The organism is Micromonospora sp. NBC_00858 (assembly GCF_045207365.1).
Lineage (GTDB): Bacteria > Actinomycetota > Actinomycetes > Mycobacteriales > Micromonosporaceae > Micromonospora.
Genome location: NZ_CP108828.1, coordinates 4,046,687 through 4,061,585 on the forward strand (window position 1 = coordinate 4,046,687; position 14,899 = coordinate 4,061,585).

At 72.3% G+C, this 14,899-nt stretch carries 17 protein-coding genes; 11 read left to right on the plus strand and 6 right to left on the minus strand.

The window, feature by feature from the left end:
- Positions 1–2: 2 nt before the first annotated feature.
- Entirely contained in the window at positions 3–266 is a 264-nt protein-coding gene (locus OG990_RS18880) for a DUF6343 family protein (protein ID WP_328425778.1), read from the minus strand.
- 132 nt (positions 267–398) lie between these two features.
- Here OG990_RS18880 and OG990_RS18885 point away from each other — a divergent pair, with 132 nt between their 5' ends.
- Positions 399–1,046, plus strand: a complete 648-nt coding sequence (locus OG990_RS18885) for an antibiotic biosynthesis monooxygenase (protein ID WP_406076474.1) — start codon at positions 399–401, stop codon at positions 1,044–1,046.
- A gap of 189 nt (positions 1,047–1,235) precedes the next feature.
- Entirely contained in the window at positions 1,236–2,087 is an 852-nt protein-coding gene (locus OG990_RS18890) for a GDSL-type esterase/lipase family protein (protein WP_406076476.1), read from the plus strand.
- Between the two features lie 38 nt (positions 2,088–2,125).
- On the opposite strand, the gene OG990_RS18895 is transcribed toward OG990_RS18890, so the two are convergent.
- From OG990_RS18895 to OG990_RS18905, 3 genes are all read right to left on the minus strand, one after another.
- On the minus strand, positions 2,126–2,881 hold the full coding sequence (locus OG990_RS18895) for an EcsC family protein (protein WP_328425772.1): 756 nt from the start codon (positions 2,879–2,881) through the stop codon (positions 2,126–2,128).
- 50 nt (positions 2,882–2,931) lie between these two features.
- Entirely contained in the window at positions 2,932–3,078 is a 147-nt protein-coding gene (locus OG990_RS18900; protein ID WP_167493040.1) for a hypothetical protein, read from the minus strand.
- A 106-nt stretch (positions 3,079–3,184) separates the two neighbouring features.
- Positions 3,185–4,045 (minus strand): peptidase M23, encoded by an 861-nt coding sequence (locus tag OG990_RS18905; protein WP_406076478.1) that lies wholly within the window; start codon positions 4,043–4,045, stop codon positions 3,185–3,187.
- A gap of 421 nt (positions 4,046–4,466) precedes the next feature.
- On the opposite strand from OG990_RS18905, the gene OG990_RS18910 reads away from it, so the two are divergent.
- From OG990_RS18910 to OG990_RS18920, 3 genes are read left to right on the plus strand one after another with little or no spacing between them, the layout of a single operon-like run.
- Complete coding sequence (locus OG990_RS18910) at positions 4,467–5,387, plus strand: PAC2 family protein (protein ID WP_328425766.1); 921 nt, start codon at positions 4,467–4,469, stop codon at positions 5,385–5,387.
- 37 nt (positions 5,388–5,424) lie between these two features.
- On the plus strand, positions 5,425–6,222 hold the full coding sequence (locus tag OG990_RS18915) for an exodeoxyribonuclease III (RefSeq protein WP_406076480.1): 798 nt from the start codon (positions 5,425–5,427) through the stop codon (positions 6,220–6,222).
- Positions 6,223–6,253: 31 nt separating this feature from the next.
- Positions 6,254–6,571 (plus strand): antibiotic biosynthesis monooxygenase, encoded by a 318-nt coding sequence (locus tag OG990_RS18920; RefSeq protein WP_328425762.1) that lies wholly within the window; start codon positions 6,254–6,256, stop codon positions 6,569–6,571.
- A 108-nt stretch (positions 6,572–6,679) separates the two neighbouring features.
- On the opposite strand, the gene OG990_RS18925 is transcribed toward OG990_RS18920, so the two are convergent.
- Both OG990_RS18925 and OG990_RS18930 read right to left on the minus strand, forming a co-directional pair.
- Positions 6,680–7,426 (minus strand): class F sortase, encoded by a 747-nt coding sequence (locus tag OG990_RS18925; protein ID WP_406076481.1) that lies wholly within the window; start codon positions 7,424–7,426, stop codon positions 6,680–6,682.
- A 7-nt stretch (positions 7,427–7,433) separates the two neighbouring features.
- Positions 7,434–8,108 (minus strand): hypothetical protein, encoded by a 675-nt coding sequence (locus tag OG990_RS18930; protein ID WP_406081819.1) that lies wholly within the window; start codon positions 8,106–8,108, stop codon positions 7,434–7,436.
- 130 nt (positions 8,109–8,238) lie between these two features.
- Here OG990_RS18930 and trmB point away from each other — a divergent pair, with 130 nt between their 5' ends.
- From trmB to OG990_RS18960, 6 genes are all read left to right on the plus strand, one after another.
- Positions 8,239–8,937 carry a tRNA (guanosine(46)-N7)-methyltransferase TrmB gene (gene trmB, locus OG990_RS18935; RefSeq protein WP_406076482.1) on the plus strand — a complete coding sequence of 233 codons (699 nt, stop codon included), beginning with the start codon at positions 8,239–8,241 and terminating at the stop codon, positions 8,935–8,937.
- Between the two features lie 88 nt (positions 8,938–9,025).
- The gene (locus tag OG990_RS18940) at positions 9,026–11,539 is read left to right on the plus strand and encodes a DUF3516 domain-containing protein (protein ID WP_328425758.1); all 2,514 of its coding nucleotides are present in this window, start codon (positions 9,026–9,028) and stop codon (positions 11,537–11,539) included.
- A 140-nt stretch (positions 11,540–11,679) separates the two neighbouring features.
- A complete protein-coding gene (locus OG990_RS18945) occupies positions 11,680–12,288 on the plus strand; it encodes a permease-like cell division protein FtsX (protein ID WP_406076484.1) in 609 nt (202 codons plus the stop codon).
- Positions 12,288–12,878 carry a SigE family RNA polymerase sigma factor gene (locus OG990_RS18950; RefSeq protein WP_406076485.1) on the plus strand — a complete coding sequence of 197 codons (591 nt, stop codon included), beginning with the start codon at positions 12,288–12,290 and terminating at the stop codon, positions 12,876–12,878. Before OG990_RS18945 ends, OG990_RS18950 begins: the two co-directional genes overlap by 1 nt.
- Positions 12,879–13,008: 130 nt before the next feature.
- On the plus strand, positions 13,009–13,653 hold the full coding sequence (locus tag OG990_RS18955; RefSeq protein WP_328425752.1) for a hypothetical protein: 645 nt from the start codon (positions 13,009–13,011) through the stop codon (positions 13,651–13,653).
- A 232-nt stretch (positions 13,654–13,885) separates the two neighbouring features.
- Positions 13,886–14,794 carry a hypothetical protein gene (locus OG990_RS18960; protein ID WP_406076486.1) on the plus strand — a complete coding sequence of 303 codons (909 nt, stop codon included), beginning with the start codon at positions 13,886–13,888 and terminating at the stop codon, positions 14,792–14,794.
- Positions 14,795–14,899 lie beyond the last annotated feature (105 nt).

Sequence of the window (14,899 nt, forward strand, 5' to 3'; positions counted from 1 at the left end):
TGTCACTCGAACAGCGAGTGCTTGACGCCCGGCTCCTCGCGGTGGCGGGCGGCGCGGCGGCGCTGGATCACGACCAGGTCGACCACGGCGACCACGGCGAAGATCGCGCAGACCACGCCGAGCCAGGCGATGCCGGCCCAGAACGCCAACACCGCGAAGAGCGCCATGATCACCAACCCGAAGCCGGCGAGGGTGAGTCGGAGGTTGAGCGCGCTGTTCGCGTGGCCGACCGTGCCGCGGGCACGCCGGGGCTGCGATCTCGTCATACCCTCCGACCTACCCCAGATCGCCAGCGTTAACCGGCCCCGGGCACCCCGGTCGGTCGCGCCACCGGGGTGCGCCGGTGTGCTCGGTTACACCCGTTCGCCCCACGGCCCCGCCGACCGCAGGATGGACGCATGCCCATGACCCAGACCGTGCCGGTGACCGTCGCCATCGCCCGGCGCGCCGATCCGGCCCGGGCCAGCGAGATGGTGGCCTGGATGCGGGCCGGCACGGCGCTGGCCGAGGCGTTTCCCGGGTTCCTCGGCGCCGGCTGGGTGCAGAGCGGTCCGGGCTCGGCGGATTGGCACATGCTCTACCGCTTCGCCGACGCCGAGACGCTGCACCGGTGGGAGGAGTCGCCGCAGCGGCACTGGTGGCTCAGCTCGGCGCAGGGCATCGTCGAGCACACCCGGGTCGAGCGGCGCACCGGGATCGAGGGCTGGTTCGACCCGCCGCTGGAGCACTGGGTGGACCCGGTCGAGCCGATCCCGCCGGCGTCGCCGCCGAGATGGAAGCAGGCGGTGACCATCTGGCTGGCGTTCTTCCCACTGAGTCTCACCGCCACCCTGCTGACCACCCGGTTTCTCGCCGACGTGCCGCTGGCGGCCCGGGTGCTGCTGATGACGCTCTGCCTGACCCCGCTGATGACCTACCTGGTGCTGCCCCAGATCACCCGGGCGCTGCACTGGTGGCTGCACGGCCAGCCATGGCCCGCGCCGACGTGGCGGCGATCATCCAGCCGTCCCGCCAGGAGCCCGGGCGGCATGCACAAAGGAGCGTGATACCTGTGAGGCATATTGATGACTCACAGGTATCACGCTAGTTGGGACAGGCGGTCAGACGCGCCGTAGCACGCCCGAGGCGGCCATACCGACGCTCTGCCGCATACCCGACAGCAACTTCCCGACAAACCACGTCCTGCGCATAGAGTTACCGCGCTGTCGCTCTGTGCTGCGAAGACGGGGGATGTCATGCCTCGACGCTGGGTCGCCGCCCTGGCCTGTCTCGCGGCGCTGGTCGCGCTGGCCTGCGAGGGCGGCACCTCGGCGACACCCCGCCCGACCAAGGGCACCCCGCAGCCCGGCGGGCCGGGCGGCATCGCCGCGCTGGGCGACTCGATCAGCACCGGCTTCGCCTCCTGCCTGGTGCTCACCTCCTGCGAGCGCAACTCCTGGTCCACCGGGGACGGCCTGCGGGTGCGGAGCCACTACCGGCGACTACTCGACCAGGACTCCGCGATCCGCGGCCGGATGTACAACCACGCCCGGCCGGGTGCCCGCGCCGACGCGCTGGAGGGCCAGGCGAAGGCAGCGGTACGCGACCGCGCCGACTACGTCACCGTGCTGATCGGCGCCAACGACGTCTGCCGGGGCGGGGTGGACTCGATGACACCGGTGGCGCAGTTCCGGGCCGACGTCGACCGGGGCCTGCGGGTGCTGCGGACCGGCCGGCCGAAGGCCCGGGTGCTGGTGGTGAGCATCCCCGACCTGAACCGGCTCTGGGAGGTCGGGCACGGCGACTCCCGGGCGGTACGCGCCTGGCGGCGGGGCGTCTGCCCGGCCCTGCTGGCCGAGCCGACCTCGACGGCGCCCGCCGATCGGGCCCGCCGGGCCGCCGTCCGGGACCGGATCGACGCGTACAACGCCCAGTTGGTGGCCGCGTGCCGGGCGTACGGCTCGCGCTGCCGGCACGACGGCGGCGCGGTGCACAAGGTCCGGTTCACGCTCGACATGTTGAACCCGCTGGACTGGTTCCATCCCAACGTCACCGGGCAGGGTCGGCTCGCCGACGTCACCTGGCGCTCCTCCGGCCTGGCCGACTGACCGGCCCCCACGCCCTCGGACGATCGCGGGGGTGCCGGTCAGGGGTGGCGGGGTTCCGGCACGGTGCTGCGCGGGCGGTAGAGAGCCCGGGAGCGCGCCGCCAACTCCTTGGTGGCCGACGAGTTGGCCCAGGTGCCGAGCACGATCGCGGCACCGGGCACGATCTTGGCGACCATCCGCTTGGCCGCCCGGACGCCGGCCATCTGGGCCAGCCGGACGCCCAGCTTCAGCATGACGTGGCCGAGCGGGCGCTGGCGCCCGCCCAGGCCGAAGAGCGCGTCGGCGCGTTCCCGGCCGGCGGCTACCCCGAGCGCCAGCCGGGCGCTCTCGGCGACCTTGTGCACCCGCTGGAGCACCAGCAGGTCGGTGGCCCGGTCGGTGTGCAGCGGGTCGACGTCGTAGGCGGCGGCGATGTGCAGCACCATCCGCGCCTGGGTCCAGGCCAGCACGCCCACGTCGAGCACGGCGCCGGGCAGCCCGGCCGCGCCGGAGACCGCACCGGAGAGGCGGGCCAGGTTGACGAATTTGCGGGCCGCCTGGTCGGCCAGGGCATCGGCCGAGACACCGGGCTGATCGGCCCGGGCCCGGCTGGCCCACTGCGCGGCCTCCGGGGCGAGCCGGCGCACCGCCTCCAGGGCGAGGTGCTCCGGGGCGTACTGCGGATCGTCACGCATCCGGTCCCAGAGCCGGGCCGGCGGGCCCTCGGGAGCGTCCGCCGGCCCGGCCGGCAGGCCGGCGGACGGTTGGGGGGTGGGTGCGGCGGGCGGGCCGCCGACGGGTGGGGTGTCGGTCACCGGGTCTCCCCAGGGGGTCGGTACGGCGGGCAGGACGGCCGGTGGAAGGGTCAGCGGCGGCGGTTGGACAGCCGGGCCGCCAACCCCTTGAGCTTCTGCTGGTTGCCGGGCTTGGCCATCTCGCGCCGGCCCCGGTCGACCAACTGCTGCCCCTTCGGCGATTTCAGAAATGCGCTGATCCGCTGCATTAGTGACATAACGTCCTCCTGTCGGTGATTCCTCTGTCATGTGTACCCCGAACCCGCAATGGATGTACCCGGGACGCGACAGGCTCAACCGCGACAGTCCACAGTGGTCGACAGGTTACCGCCCGGACGGCACGATGGCTTCGACGACCCTGGTGGCCCGCCACTCGTGCTGCTGGTAGTGCTCGGGGTACGCGGAGACCTGCACCGCCTGGGCGGCGTCGGTGAGCCGCATCTGCTGCCAGCCGGGCACCTGCTCCAGCGCGGTGAGGAACTGCTGGGTGGCGAACTCGGGGTCCATCAGCCGGCTGACCGGGCCCCAGCCGCTGCTGGAGCGCTGCTGGAAGAGCCCGACCGAGTCGTGGTCCCAGCCGATCGCCTGGTGCGGGTAGTCCTGCGACTCGGGCAGCACGCCACTGGCGTAGTTGTAGAGGTTGCTCTCCTGCATGGCGGTGGCCACCGCGATCACCAGGCCACGGCGGGCGACACCCATCTTGCGGCCGGTACGGACGATCGCCTCGGCGTTCTCCATCTGGTCCTCGTCCAGCCCGGCGACGGGCGCCGGGTCGGTCGGGAGCGCCGGCGCGGTCTTGCGGGCCTTCGGGGTGGTGTCCGGGTCGGCGGAGGGGGTGCCGGAGGGGGTAGCGGAGGGGGTGCTCGAGGAGGCGACGCGCTCGAGGTCACGGGAGGCGCGCTGCTGGTCGGCGCGCTGGAGCAGCTCCGAGCTGTTGGCGAGCGAATCGACCCGGGGCGCCCCGTCGGCGGTCTCGTGACGGACCTGCGCGACAGCGGCCAGGCCGAGGCAGCAGACCACGCCGGTGGCGAGAGCCACCTGGGCCCGGCGTCGACCGGTCAGGTCCCGGGCGTAACCCCGGAGCCGACTCGCGGCGGCTGTCCGTTCGGATGAGGTGCCATCCTCCGTACCGGTAGTGGGGCTGCTCGGGGCGTACGGGTCGTCGAGGGTTCCGTCGTCACGCATCAGCCGAGGCTAGGCAGGGGGAAACCCCGATCACGCACGGTGATCATGTGGCGCTCGCCACAGAATGGGGGTGCCCTGGTGGACGAGCGGGACGGCTCGACCCGCCCGGGGAACGAACCTCGCGTACCGGGTGAAGCTGGCGCGGCACGCAGGCCGGCACGGTCGGCGACAGGAGCGGACATCCGGCCCCGCCCAACGACATGATCGACAAACTCGGCCTTTGGGTCGAACCGCCCTCAGCCGATCGGCCCATGAGGGCCGACCTGGCGGGGTAATCAGGTGATTAGTCCAGTCCTGCCCATCAGACGGGCGACGAATTGCCCGCCGCAGGAATGCACCAGGATGGCGGGTACGTTGCCCGAACCGGGTGCCGTCCGTTGCGTCGGTATCCCGTAGGCACATTCCAGGGAGGTCCGCACCGGTGCTCGACCCACACGAGCTCTACGAGCTCACCGACGATCTGCCCGACCTCGGGCAACCGGTCCTGATCCAGGCCCTCACCGGGTTCGTGGACGCCGGCAACGCCAGCCGGCTGGCCCGCGAGCAGTTGCTCACCTCGTTGGAGAGCCGGCCGATCGCCACCTTCGACGTGGACCAACTCTTCGACTACCGCTCGCGGCGGCCGGTGATGACCTTCGTCGAGGACCACTGGGAGAGCATCGACGCGCCCAAGCTGGAGCTGCACCTGCTGCACGACGACGACGAGACCCCGTTCCTGCTGCTCACCGGCCCCGAGCCGGACCTGCAGTGGGAGCGCTTCGTGGCCGCCGTCGCCGGGCTCGCCGCCCGGCTGGACGTCCGCCTCACCGTGGGGCTCAACTCGATCCCGATGGCGGTGCCGCACACCCGACCGACCGGGGTCACCGCGCACGCCACCCGGCCCGAGCTGATCGGCGGGTACGAGCCCTGGCTGCAACGGGTCCAGGTGCCCGGCAGCGTCGGTCACCTGCTCGAGTTCCGCCTCGGCGAGCAGGGCCGCGACGCGCTCGGCTTCTCCGCTCATGTGCCGCACTATGTGGCGCAGACCGAGTACCCGGCCGCCGCCGAGGTGCTGCTCACCTCGGTGTCGCGCAGCACCGGGCTGCTGCTGCCCGGCGACGGGCTGCGCTCGGCCGCCGAGGTGGTCCGGGTGGAGATCGACCGGCAGGTCGCCCAGACCGAGGACGCAGCCGCCCTGGTCCAGGCCCTGGAGGAGCAGTACGACGCGTTCTCCCGGGGACGCGGCGAGAAGAGCCTGCTCGCCCCGGACGCCGGCCCGCTGCCCACCGCCGACGAACTCGGCGCGGAGTTGGAACGGTTCCTGGCCGAACAGACCCGTCCCGGCGACACCCCGGGCAGCTGACCGGGCGTCACGGGGGCGGATGCGGCAGGCTGGGGACATGCGCCTGGCGACCTGGAACGTGAACTCGGTGAAGGCCCGGCTGCCCCGGCTGCTGGAGTGGCTGGCCGGCACCGGGCCGGACGTGGTCTGCCTGCAGGAGACCAAGTGCCCGGACGGCGCCTTCCCGGTGACCGAGGTGGGCGAGCTTGGTTACACCGTGGCCAGCCACAGCGACGGCCGGTGGAACGGCGTGGCCATCCTGTCCCGGGTCGGCCTGGCCGACGTCCGGGTCGGGTTCGCCGGTGAGCCCGGCTTTCCCGAGCCCGAGGCCCGGGCCATCTCCGCCACCTGCGACGGGGTGCGGGTCTGGTCGGTGTACGTGCCCAACGGCCGGACGCCGGACGACCCGCACTACGCGTACAAACTGGCCTGGTTCGCGGCTCTGCGCGACGCGCTGGACACGGAGCTGGCCGGCGGGCTGCCGCTGGCCGTCTGCGGCGACTTCAACGTCGCCCCGACCGACGCCGACGTCTGGGACCCGGCGGTCTTCACCCACTCCACGCACGTCACCCCGGCCGAGCGGGCGGCCCTCGCGGCCCTGCGCGACCTGGGGCTCAGCGACGTGGTGCCGACCCCGATGAAGGGCCCCCACCCCTTCACCTACTGGGACTACCGGGCCGGAATGTTCCACCAGAACAAGGGCATGAGAATCGACCTGGTGTACGCCTCCGCGCCGTTCACCCGCGCGGTCCGCTCGGCGTACGTGGACCGGGAGGCCCGCAAGGGCAAGGGCCCCTCCGATCACGCCCCGATCGTGGTCGACGCCGATCTGGTACCCGTGGTCGAGGCGTTCTGAGCCCACCCCGGGCGGCGGCTAGGGTGGGCAGATGGCAGTCGTGAAGATCAACGCAATCGACGTCCCGGAAGGCGCGGGCGCGGAGCTGGAGAAGCGGTTCGCCGCCCGAGCCGGAACGGTGGAGAACTCCCCCGGCTTCCTCGGCTTCGAGCTGCTCCGGCCGGTGGCCGGCGAGACCCGCTACTTCGTCTACACCCGCTGGGAGACCGAAGAGGCGTACCAGGCCTGGGCCGCCGGCCCGTCCCGCGCCGCCCACGCCGCCGCCCCCGGCGAAAAGCCCCGCCCCCCGGTCGCCTCCGGCGCGACGCTGCTGGAGTTCGAGGTGGCCCTCCACGTCCCGCAGCCGTAGCTATCCCAGCCCTCTCGGGTCCGGGTCGGGGATATCGGGGTGTCCAGGCCGGCGCGATACCCCAACATCGCCGATCTCGTGTCGATCACCTCGGCGAACGGCGTGAGGTCAGGGGTTGCGGGAGCTCTGCAGGGTGGCGAAGGCGATCACGTTGTCGGCGTAGCCGGTGCGGCCGCCGATGAACTGGCCTCCGCAGGTGATCAGCCGTAACACCGGCGGGCCGTCGTGGCCGTAGATCCGCTCGGCGGGCAGTTGGTCCTTCGGGAAGTGCTCGACGGTGTCGACCTTGAACACCACCACCGATTTGTCCGCCCGGGACACCTCGATCAGGTCGCCGGGCTTGAGCATGCCCAGGTCGTAGAAGACCGACGGGCCGCTCTTGGTGTCCACATGCCCGACGATCACCGCCGGGCCGGGCTCGCCGGGCGTGGGCCCGCGGTCATACCAGCCGGTCTCGTTGTGCCGCTCCAGCGGCGGTACGGCGATCGAGCCGTCCCGGGCCTGCCCGACCGGCGCCACCGGCGCGGCGACCTTGATCGCCGGTACCGAGAGGCGCACCGGGCGGCTGGCCGACAACCCGACCGACTCGCTGCGGGGCGGCCGGTCACCGCCGGCCGGGGCCCAGTCGAGCGGGCCGACCGAGCGGCCGAGCCCCGCCCCGGTGGCGAAGACGCCGGCCAGCACCAGCACCACGGCCACCGGCAGGGACCAGGGGCTGCGGCCGGGTGCCCGGCTGCGCCGGGGCGCGACGGCGGTCGGCGGTCGGGCGGCCACCGGCGGGCGCTCGGTCACCGACGGGCGATCAGCGCGCGGGCGGGCGTCACCGGGCGGCTGCGAGGGGCGGAAGATCTCCATGGCGGGCTCAGTGGCGGACGGCGCCGCGGACGGTACGCGGCCGACGCAGGGCCACCACGGCGAGGATCAGCCCGGCGATGGTCAGCGCCGCGCCTCCGGGCACCAGCAGCTTGCCGGTCATCCCGCCCTCGTCGGCGCCGAAGCCGGTGGCCGGCCCTCGACTGGGCTGGACCTTCTTGACCACCTGCAGCATCGTCGAGGCGGTCTCGCCGTCGCGGCACTCCAGCTTGACCCGGTAGTTGCCCGGGCGGGTGCGCTCGCGGACCATCGGGGCGGCGGTGAGCACCCCACGCTGCGGCTGCACGCCGACCGCGCCGAAGGCGTCGGAGACCACGGTGGCGCCGACCGAGTTGTCCCGGCAACTGGCCCGGATGCCGACCAGGTAGCCGGGCTGCACCGTGCTGGGGCTCACCTCGACGAAGACGTCCACCACTGGCCCCGGCTGCGGCGCACCACCCGGCGGGCCGGGCTGGGGCGTGCCGGGGGCGGGCGCGGCGAACGCGAGGGCGACAGGGCCGGCCGCGGCGGACCGGGGCACCGCGTGCGTGAGGGCGGCAGGCGCAAAGGAAGCGGACGCGGCGGGCGCAAGAGGTGCGGCGTGCGCGGGAGCGGCGGCCAGCAGGGGGCCGGCGAGCACGGTCACCACCGACAGGGTCACGCCGCCGCGGGTCACTGTCACGATGCCCCCTCTCGACGCCGTGCGGCCGAGCCGAGCAGCGGACCGCCCGGTCTGCCGTACCAGATGGATCCTCTCATTCCCGGTCGCACATCACATCCGATCCGCCGACAGCGTCGCGTACGCTCGGGTCGCTGTGACCACCACCGACCATGACCCCGCCGCCCCGCCCGCGAGCCGGCCGATCCGCACCTTCCACCCCCGACGGGGCCGGATGAGCGGGCGGCAGACCGACGCGCTGGACCGTCTCTGGCCCGCCTACGGCCTGGACGTCCCGGACGGACCCGTCGATCTGGCCGACCTGTTCGGCCGCCGGGCGCCGGTGGTGTTGGAGATCGGCTCGGGCATGGGGGACAGCACCGCCGCGATGGCCGCCGCTGACCCGGATCGAGATTATCTGGCGGTCGAGGTGCACACGCCGGGAATTGCGAACCTGCTCGACCTGGTGGACCGCGGCGGCCTGAGCAACGTCCGGGTGGCCCAGGGCGACGCGTTGGACCTGGTCAGCGGCCTGCCCGAGGGTGTCCTGGACGCCGTGCACATCTTCTTCCCGGACCCATGGCCGAAGTCCCGCCACCACAAGCGGCGGATCATCCAGCCGTCGCACGTGGCGCTGCTGCGCTCCCGGCTGACGCCGGGCGGCACGCTGCACTGCGCCACCGACTGGGCCGAGTACGCCGAGGCGATGCGGCACACCCTGGACGCGGACCCGGGGCTGGTGGACGCGTACGGCGGGTTCGCGCCACGTCCGGCGCACCGCCCGGTGACCAAGTTCGAACGGCGGGCGCTCACGGCCGGCCGGCCGGTGGCCGACCTGATCTACCGCCGACGGTGACCATCCGGGCGTCCACCGCGCCCGGACGGCGATCCAGAGAACTGCGGGTTGGCGCCCGGGGGCATGATCCAGGCACCATGGACACGCTATGACGCTCACCGCCGCGCTGCCGACAAGCGCCGACCCCGACACCCTCTTCGACGCGTTCGCCAGCTGGGCGAAGGAGCGCGGCCTCGACCTCTACCCCCATCAGGAGGAGGCGGTCATCGAGATCGTCTCCGGCGCCAACCTGATCATGAACACGCCCACCGGCTCGGGCAAGAGCCTGGTGGCGGTCGCCGCGCACTTCGCGGCGCTCGCAGACAGCCGGACGACCTTCTACACCGCCCCGATCAAGGCGCTGGTGTCGGAGAAGTTCTTCGCCCTGTGCGAGGTCTTCGGCGCCGAGAACGTCGGCATGCTGACCGGCGACGCCAGCGTCAACGCCGACGCCCCGATCATCTGCTGCACCGCGGAGATCCTGGCCAACCTGGCGCTGCGCGAGGGTGACCAGGCCGACGTCGGCCAGGTGATCATGGACGAGTTCCACTTCTACGCCGAGCCCGACCGGGGCTGGGCCTGGCAGGTGCCGATCATCGAGCTGCCGCAGGCCCAGTTCATCCTGATGTCCGCCACCCTCGGGGACACCACCCGGTTCGTCGACGACCTGACCCGGCGCACCGGCCGGCCGACCGCCGTCGTCCGCTCGGCCGAGCGGCCGGTCCCGCTGATCTTCTCGTACGCGATGACGCCGCTGCACGAGACGCTTGAAGAGCTGCTGGAGACCAAGCAGGCCCCGGTGTACGTGGTGCACTTCACCCAGGCCGCCGCGCTGGAGCGCGCCCAGGCGCTGATGAGCGTCAACGTCTGCACCCGTGCCGAGAAGGACATGATCGCGGAGGCGATCGGCGGCTTCCGGTTCACCGCCGGCTTCGGCAAGACGCTGTCCCGGCTGGTCCGGCACGGCATCGGCGTCCACCATGCCGGCATGCTGCCCAAGTACCGCCGGCTCGTCGAGACCCTCGCGCAGGCCGGCCTACTCAAGGTCATCTGCGGCACCGACACCCTCGGCGTGGGCATCAACGTGCCGATCCGCACCGTGCTGTTCACCGGCCTGTCCAAGTACGACGGGGTCCGCACCCGGCTGCTCAAGAACCGGGAGTTCCACCAGATCGCCGGGCGGGCCGGCCGGGCCGGCTACGACACCATCGGCCGGGTCGTGGTGCAGGCCCCCGAGCACGTCATCGACAACGAGAAGGCCCTCGCCAAGGCCGGCGACGACCCGAAGAAGCGGCGCAAGGTGGTCCGCAAGAAGCCGCCGGAGGGCTCGATCGGGTGGGGTCAGCCCACCTTCGACCGGCTGGTCGACGCCGAGCCCGAGCCGCTGACCTCCAGCTTCCAGGTCAGCCACTCGATGCTGCTCAACGTGATCGGCCGGCCCGGGGACGCGTTCCTCGCGATGCGGCACCTGCTCACCGACAACCACGAGGACGCCGCCGCCCGGCGCCGGCACATCCGCCGGGCGATCGCCATCTACCGCGCGCTGCGCGCCGGCGGCGTGGTCGAGGAACTGCGCGAGCCGGACGAGACCGGCCGGCGGATCCGGCTCACCGTCGACCTCCAGCTCGACTTCGCGCTCAACCAGCCGCTCTCCCCGCTGGCACTGGCCACCATCGAGCTGCTCGACGCCGAGTCCCCGTCGTACGCCCTGGACGTCCTCTCGGTGATCGAGTCGATCCTCGACGACCCCCGACAGATCCTCTCCGCCCAGCAGTTCAAGGCCCGCGGCGAGGCGGTCGCCGCGATGAAGGCCGAGGGCATCGAGTACGAGGCCCGCCTGGAGCTGCTCGACGAGGTGACCCACCCGAAGCCGCTCGCGGAGCTGCTGGAGGCCGCGTACGAGATGTACCGGCAGGGGCACCCCTGGGTCGCCGACCACCAGCTCTCCCCCAAGGCCGTGGTCCGCGACATGTACGAGCGGGCCATGACCTTCACCGAGTACGTGCAGTTCTACGGGCTGACCCGCTCGGAAGGGCTGGTGCTGCGCTACCTGGCCGACGCGTACAAGACGCTGCGGCAGACCGTGCCCGAGGACGCCAAGACCGAGGAACTGATCGACCTCATCGAGTGGCTGGGCGAGCTGGTCCGCCAGGTCGACTCCAGCCTGATCGACGAGTGGGAGCGACTGCGCAACCCGTCCGACGTGGCCGAGGTGGCCCAGGCGCACGCCTCGCTGACCGACCGGCCACCGGCGGTGACCCGCAACGCGCGGGCGTTCCGGGTGCTGGTGCGCAACGCGCTGTTCCGCCGGGTCGAGCTGGCCGCGCTGCGCCGCTGGGACCTGCTCGCCGAGCTGGACGCCGGCGACGGCTGGGACTACGACGCGTGGGCCGACGCGTTGCGGCCGTACTTCGAGGCGTACGACTCGATCGGCGTCGGGCCGGACGCGCGCGGCCCGGCGCTGCTCATGATCGAGCAGGGCCGGGAGCGGTGGACCGTCCGACAGATCTTCGACGACCCCGACGGCGACCACGACTGGGGCATCAGCGCCGAGATCGACCTGGCCGCCTCGGACGAGATCGGCGCCGCGGCCATCCGGGTCACCGACGTCGGCCAGCTCTGACGCGTCTTTTCATGGGGGTCGCCCGGCTCGGGCGGCCCCCTTTCGCATCCTCCGACCTGGATTCTGTTCCTCGATGTCACCGATCCGGTGTCCCAACCAGTCATCACGGGTGGAAGTCCACCGGACCACGGGAGCGAACCTTGGACCAGAACCTGCGCGTCCTCTTCGACCGCGCGATGGCCGACGAGCCCGAGCCCCCGCCGGGTGACCTGGCCGACCACGCCATGGCGACCGGCACCAGCCTGCGGCGCCGCCGACATCGGCTGGTGGCGGCAGGTGTGGCGGGCGTGGCCACCATCGTGGCGTTGGGGGTGGTGAACGTGGCGACACCGCCGGACCGTCCGGCGCCACCGACGGCGGTGCCAGCGGGGCTCGCGATGCTGTTGAACCCGGTGTGCGAGTGGCCGGCCCGGGACACCGCGACCGATGTATCGATCTTCCTCACCGACGACGTCACCGATCAGCAGCGCAGCGCGGTGAACCGCGTGCTGGACGCAGATCCGGCAGTCCGGAGCGTGGACCACGAAACCCGCGAAGAGGCCCTCGCCAACTACCGGAAGATGTTCGAGGACGCGCCGGAGCTCGTCGCCGCCGTCAAGGCCACCCAGCTACCGGAGTCGTTCCGGATCAAGCTGACCGGTCGATCACCGTACGCGAGCCTGACGGCCCGCGTCGGTGCCATGCCCGGGGTCGACGAGATCGTCGGCAGCGACTGCCCTGCCGGCACGAACGCCTCGGCGGCCAACTGATGACGGATCCCCGGACCACCCCCGTCGCGGGATCGCCCCAGGAGCCCCGACACGGTCTGCTGGCCCGACTGGGCACGGCCCGGCGGCGCGAGCAGACCGCCCGGCAGGCGGAGTTCACCGCGTTCGTCGAGGCCACCGCGCCGAGGCTGCGACGTACCGCCTACCTGATGTGCCGCGACTGGCACCTCGCACAGGACCTGACCCAGATCACCTTCGCGAAGATGTATGCGAGGTGGGGCAGGATCCGGGGCACCACGAATCTCGAGGCGTACAGCCGTCGTGTCCTGATGAACGCCGTCTTCGACCAGAAGAGGCGGCGTAGCGACTCCGAACTCGTGCTCGCCGAGCTACCCGAGGCTCCGCACCCATCAGCCGACGACACCGTGGAGCTGCACGTCGCCCTGTTGCGGGCCCTGGCCACCCTGCCCATCCGCGACCAGGCCATCGTGGTGCTCCGCCACTGGGAGGATCAGAGCGTCGAAGCCGTGGCCAGCACCCTCGACGTGTCCGTGTCGGTGGTCAAGACACAGAATGCCCGTGCCCTGAGTCGGCTGCGGGCGGTGCTGGGCGAGGGCTTCGTACGGATCTGACCGGGGGCTCGCCCGGGCACCCGGCGGCCCCCTTTGTCGCGTCTTCCGGACCCCCGTTTTCGCTGGGCGATGTCAGACCGGTCGATTAGAATGTATGTACTAATCGAGTTCCTGACCTGGGAGGACGCCCGTGACCGCGCCCGCCTCCACGCCCCTCACCCCCTACGCCACCCTGCTCGGCTTCACCCGCTACGTCGACCGCACCGGCCCCACCAAGGCGACCTTCGTTGGCGGCCTGCGCAAGCAGCGAGCCAGCCGCTCCGGCTTCAACCCGCACGGCCAGTTCGTCAAAGCACTCAAGGCCGACATCGCCTTCCACACCGGCGGCACCCACCTCACCGGCGTGGTCGACGTGGTCAAGCCGCGCTGGCGCCCGCTCTACCAGGCGCTGGTGCCCGGCGCGACCGCCTGGCTGCACTCCCTCGGCGATCCGGCCGCCGTCGACCTGGCCCAGACCCGCGACGCCCTGGCCATGCTGGGCGACCTACCCGTCAAGATCAACCCCCATTTCGGGGTACGCCACGCCGACGGCCGGGCCGAGGCCGTCCGCCTGCACTTCGACGAGACCCCGCCGAGTGAGGAGTCGGTGCTCGCCACCCTGCATCTGATGGCCCGACACATGGACGCGGTGCTGCCGCACGCCGAGCCGGTCCTGGTCGACGTCCGGCGCGGCCAGGCCCACCGCATGCCCACCGACGCCAAGCCCGACCAGATCGAACGCTGGCTGGCCGGCGAAGCCGCCGCCTTCCGCGCCATCTGGTCCACCGCCGCCTAACCCGCCCACCTAACCCACCCGCCCGACGCCCGACGCCCGCCGCCCGCCGCCCGCCGCCCGCCGCCCGCCGAGATCGTGCTCGATCCAGGATGTAGTGGTCTCCTCTCCCCGGGAGGCCACTACATCCATGTTCGGGCGCGATCATGGCGGCGGCGTGTGCCCGGCGCCGAGGCGTGGGCGGGTTATCCACAGGGACTGCGTGGCCCGGTGGTGATCGGTCAGCCTGGATGTCGTGCCGAAAGCTCCCCGCCGGCCGCCACAACTGCGCGGTCGGATCTTCCGTGGCTCCGTCGCCGTCTCACGTGGCCTGCTGACCCGCAACGATCTGCGCAGCGCCGCGTGGCGGCCACTCTTCCGGGACGTCTACGCCGATGCGCGGCTGAGGGTCACCCACCGTGCCAGGTGTGCCGCCGTCGGACGCTGGCTGATCCCGCCGGGTGCGGCCATCGCCGGGCGGGCCGCAGCGGCCCTGTACGGCTGCCCAACACCGTCCCGGGCCGCGCCCGTCGACGTGCTGGTGCCCAAGGACAGCCGGATCGGGCCGACCGCCGGCCTCCAGGTCCACCATGGGGAGATCGACCTCGGCGACGTGGTGGAACGGGCGGGGGTCAGGGTGACCGGCCCGGCGCGGACCTGCTGGGACCTCGCCCGCTGGCTCGACCTGGTGGAAGCGGTGGTCGTCATCGACGCCCTGCTGGCTCGCCGGCTCACCGACGTGTCGACGTTGCGGGAATATGCGCTGGCCCGGGCCGGTCAGCGGGGCTGGCGGTCTCTGCTGCGCGCGGTTGACCTGGCCGACGCGGGCGCCGAGTCGCCCCAGGAGTCCCGCACCCGGGTGCGGCTGGTGCTCGCCGGGCTGCCCAGGCCGCAGACGCAGTGGGTCGTCGCCGACCAGGGCCGGTTCGTGGCCCGGCTTGACCTGGCCTGGCCGGTGTTCAAGGTCGCGGTGGAGTACGACGGGCTCTGGCACGACGATCCCGAGCAGTTCCACCGGGACCGTCGACGGCTCAACCGGCTGCTCGGCGGCGAGTGGATCGTGCTGCACGTGACCGGCAAGCGCCTCCGGGAGGACTTCGACGGCTTCCTCGCCGAGGTCCGGGCCGCCCTGCGGGCGCGCTCCCGCTCCCCCTGGACCCCATGATCGTGCTTGAACATGGATGTAGTGGCCTCCCAGAAGAGGGAGACCACTACATCCTGGATCGAGCACGATCATGGGGGTCCAGACGCCGACAGCCCGCACGCGCGG

Bases quoted from the DNA above. Each gene is read 5' to 3' on its own strand.
- OG990_RS18880 (WP_328425778.1), bottom strand. From the start codon at position 266: ATGACGAGATCGCAGCCCCGGCGTGCCCGCGGCACGGTCGGCCACGCG.
- OG990_RS18915 (WP_406076480.1), top strand. From the start codon at position 5,425: ATGCGCCTGGCGACCTGGAACGTGAACTCGGTGAAGGCCCGGCTGCCC.
- OG990_RS18940 (WP_328425758.1), top strand. From the start codon at position 9,026: ATGACGCTCACCGCCGCGCTGCCGACAAGCGCCGACCCCGACACCCTC.
- OG990_RS18925 (WP_406076481.1), bottom strand. From the start codon at position 7,426: ATGGAGATCTTCCGCCCCTCGCAGCCGCCCGGTGACGCCCGCCCGCGC.
- OG990_RS18920 (WP_328425762.1), top strand. From the start codon at position 6,254: ATGGCAGTCGTGAAGATCAACGCAATCGACGTCCCGGAAGGCGCGGGC.
- OG990_RS18900 (WP_167493040.1), bottom strand. From the start codon at position 3,078: ATGTCACTAATGCAGCGGATCAGCGCATTTCTGAAATCGCCGAAGGGG.
- OG990_RS18950 (WP_406076485.1), top strand. From the start codon at position 12,288: ATGACGGATCCCCGGACCACCCCCGTCGCGGGATCGCCCCAGGAGCCC.
- OG990_RS18885 (WP_406076474.1), top strand. From the start codon at position 399: ATGCCCATGACCCAGACCGTGCCGGTGACCGTCGCCATCGCCCGGCGC.
- OG990_RS18905 (WP_406076478.1), bottom strand. From the start codon at position 4,045: ATGCGTGACGACGGAACCCTCGACGACCCGTACGCCCCGAGCAGCCCC.
- OG990_RS18890 (WP_406076476.1), top strand. From the start codon at position 1,236: ATGCCTCGACGCTGGGTCGCCGCCCTGGCCTGTCTCGCGGCGCTGGTC.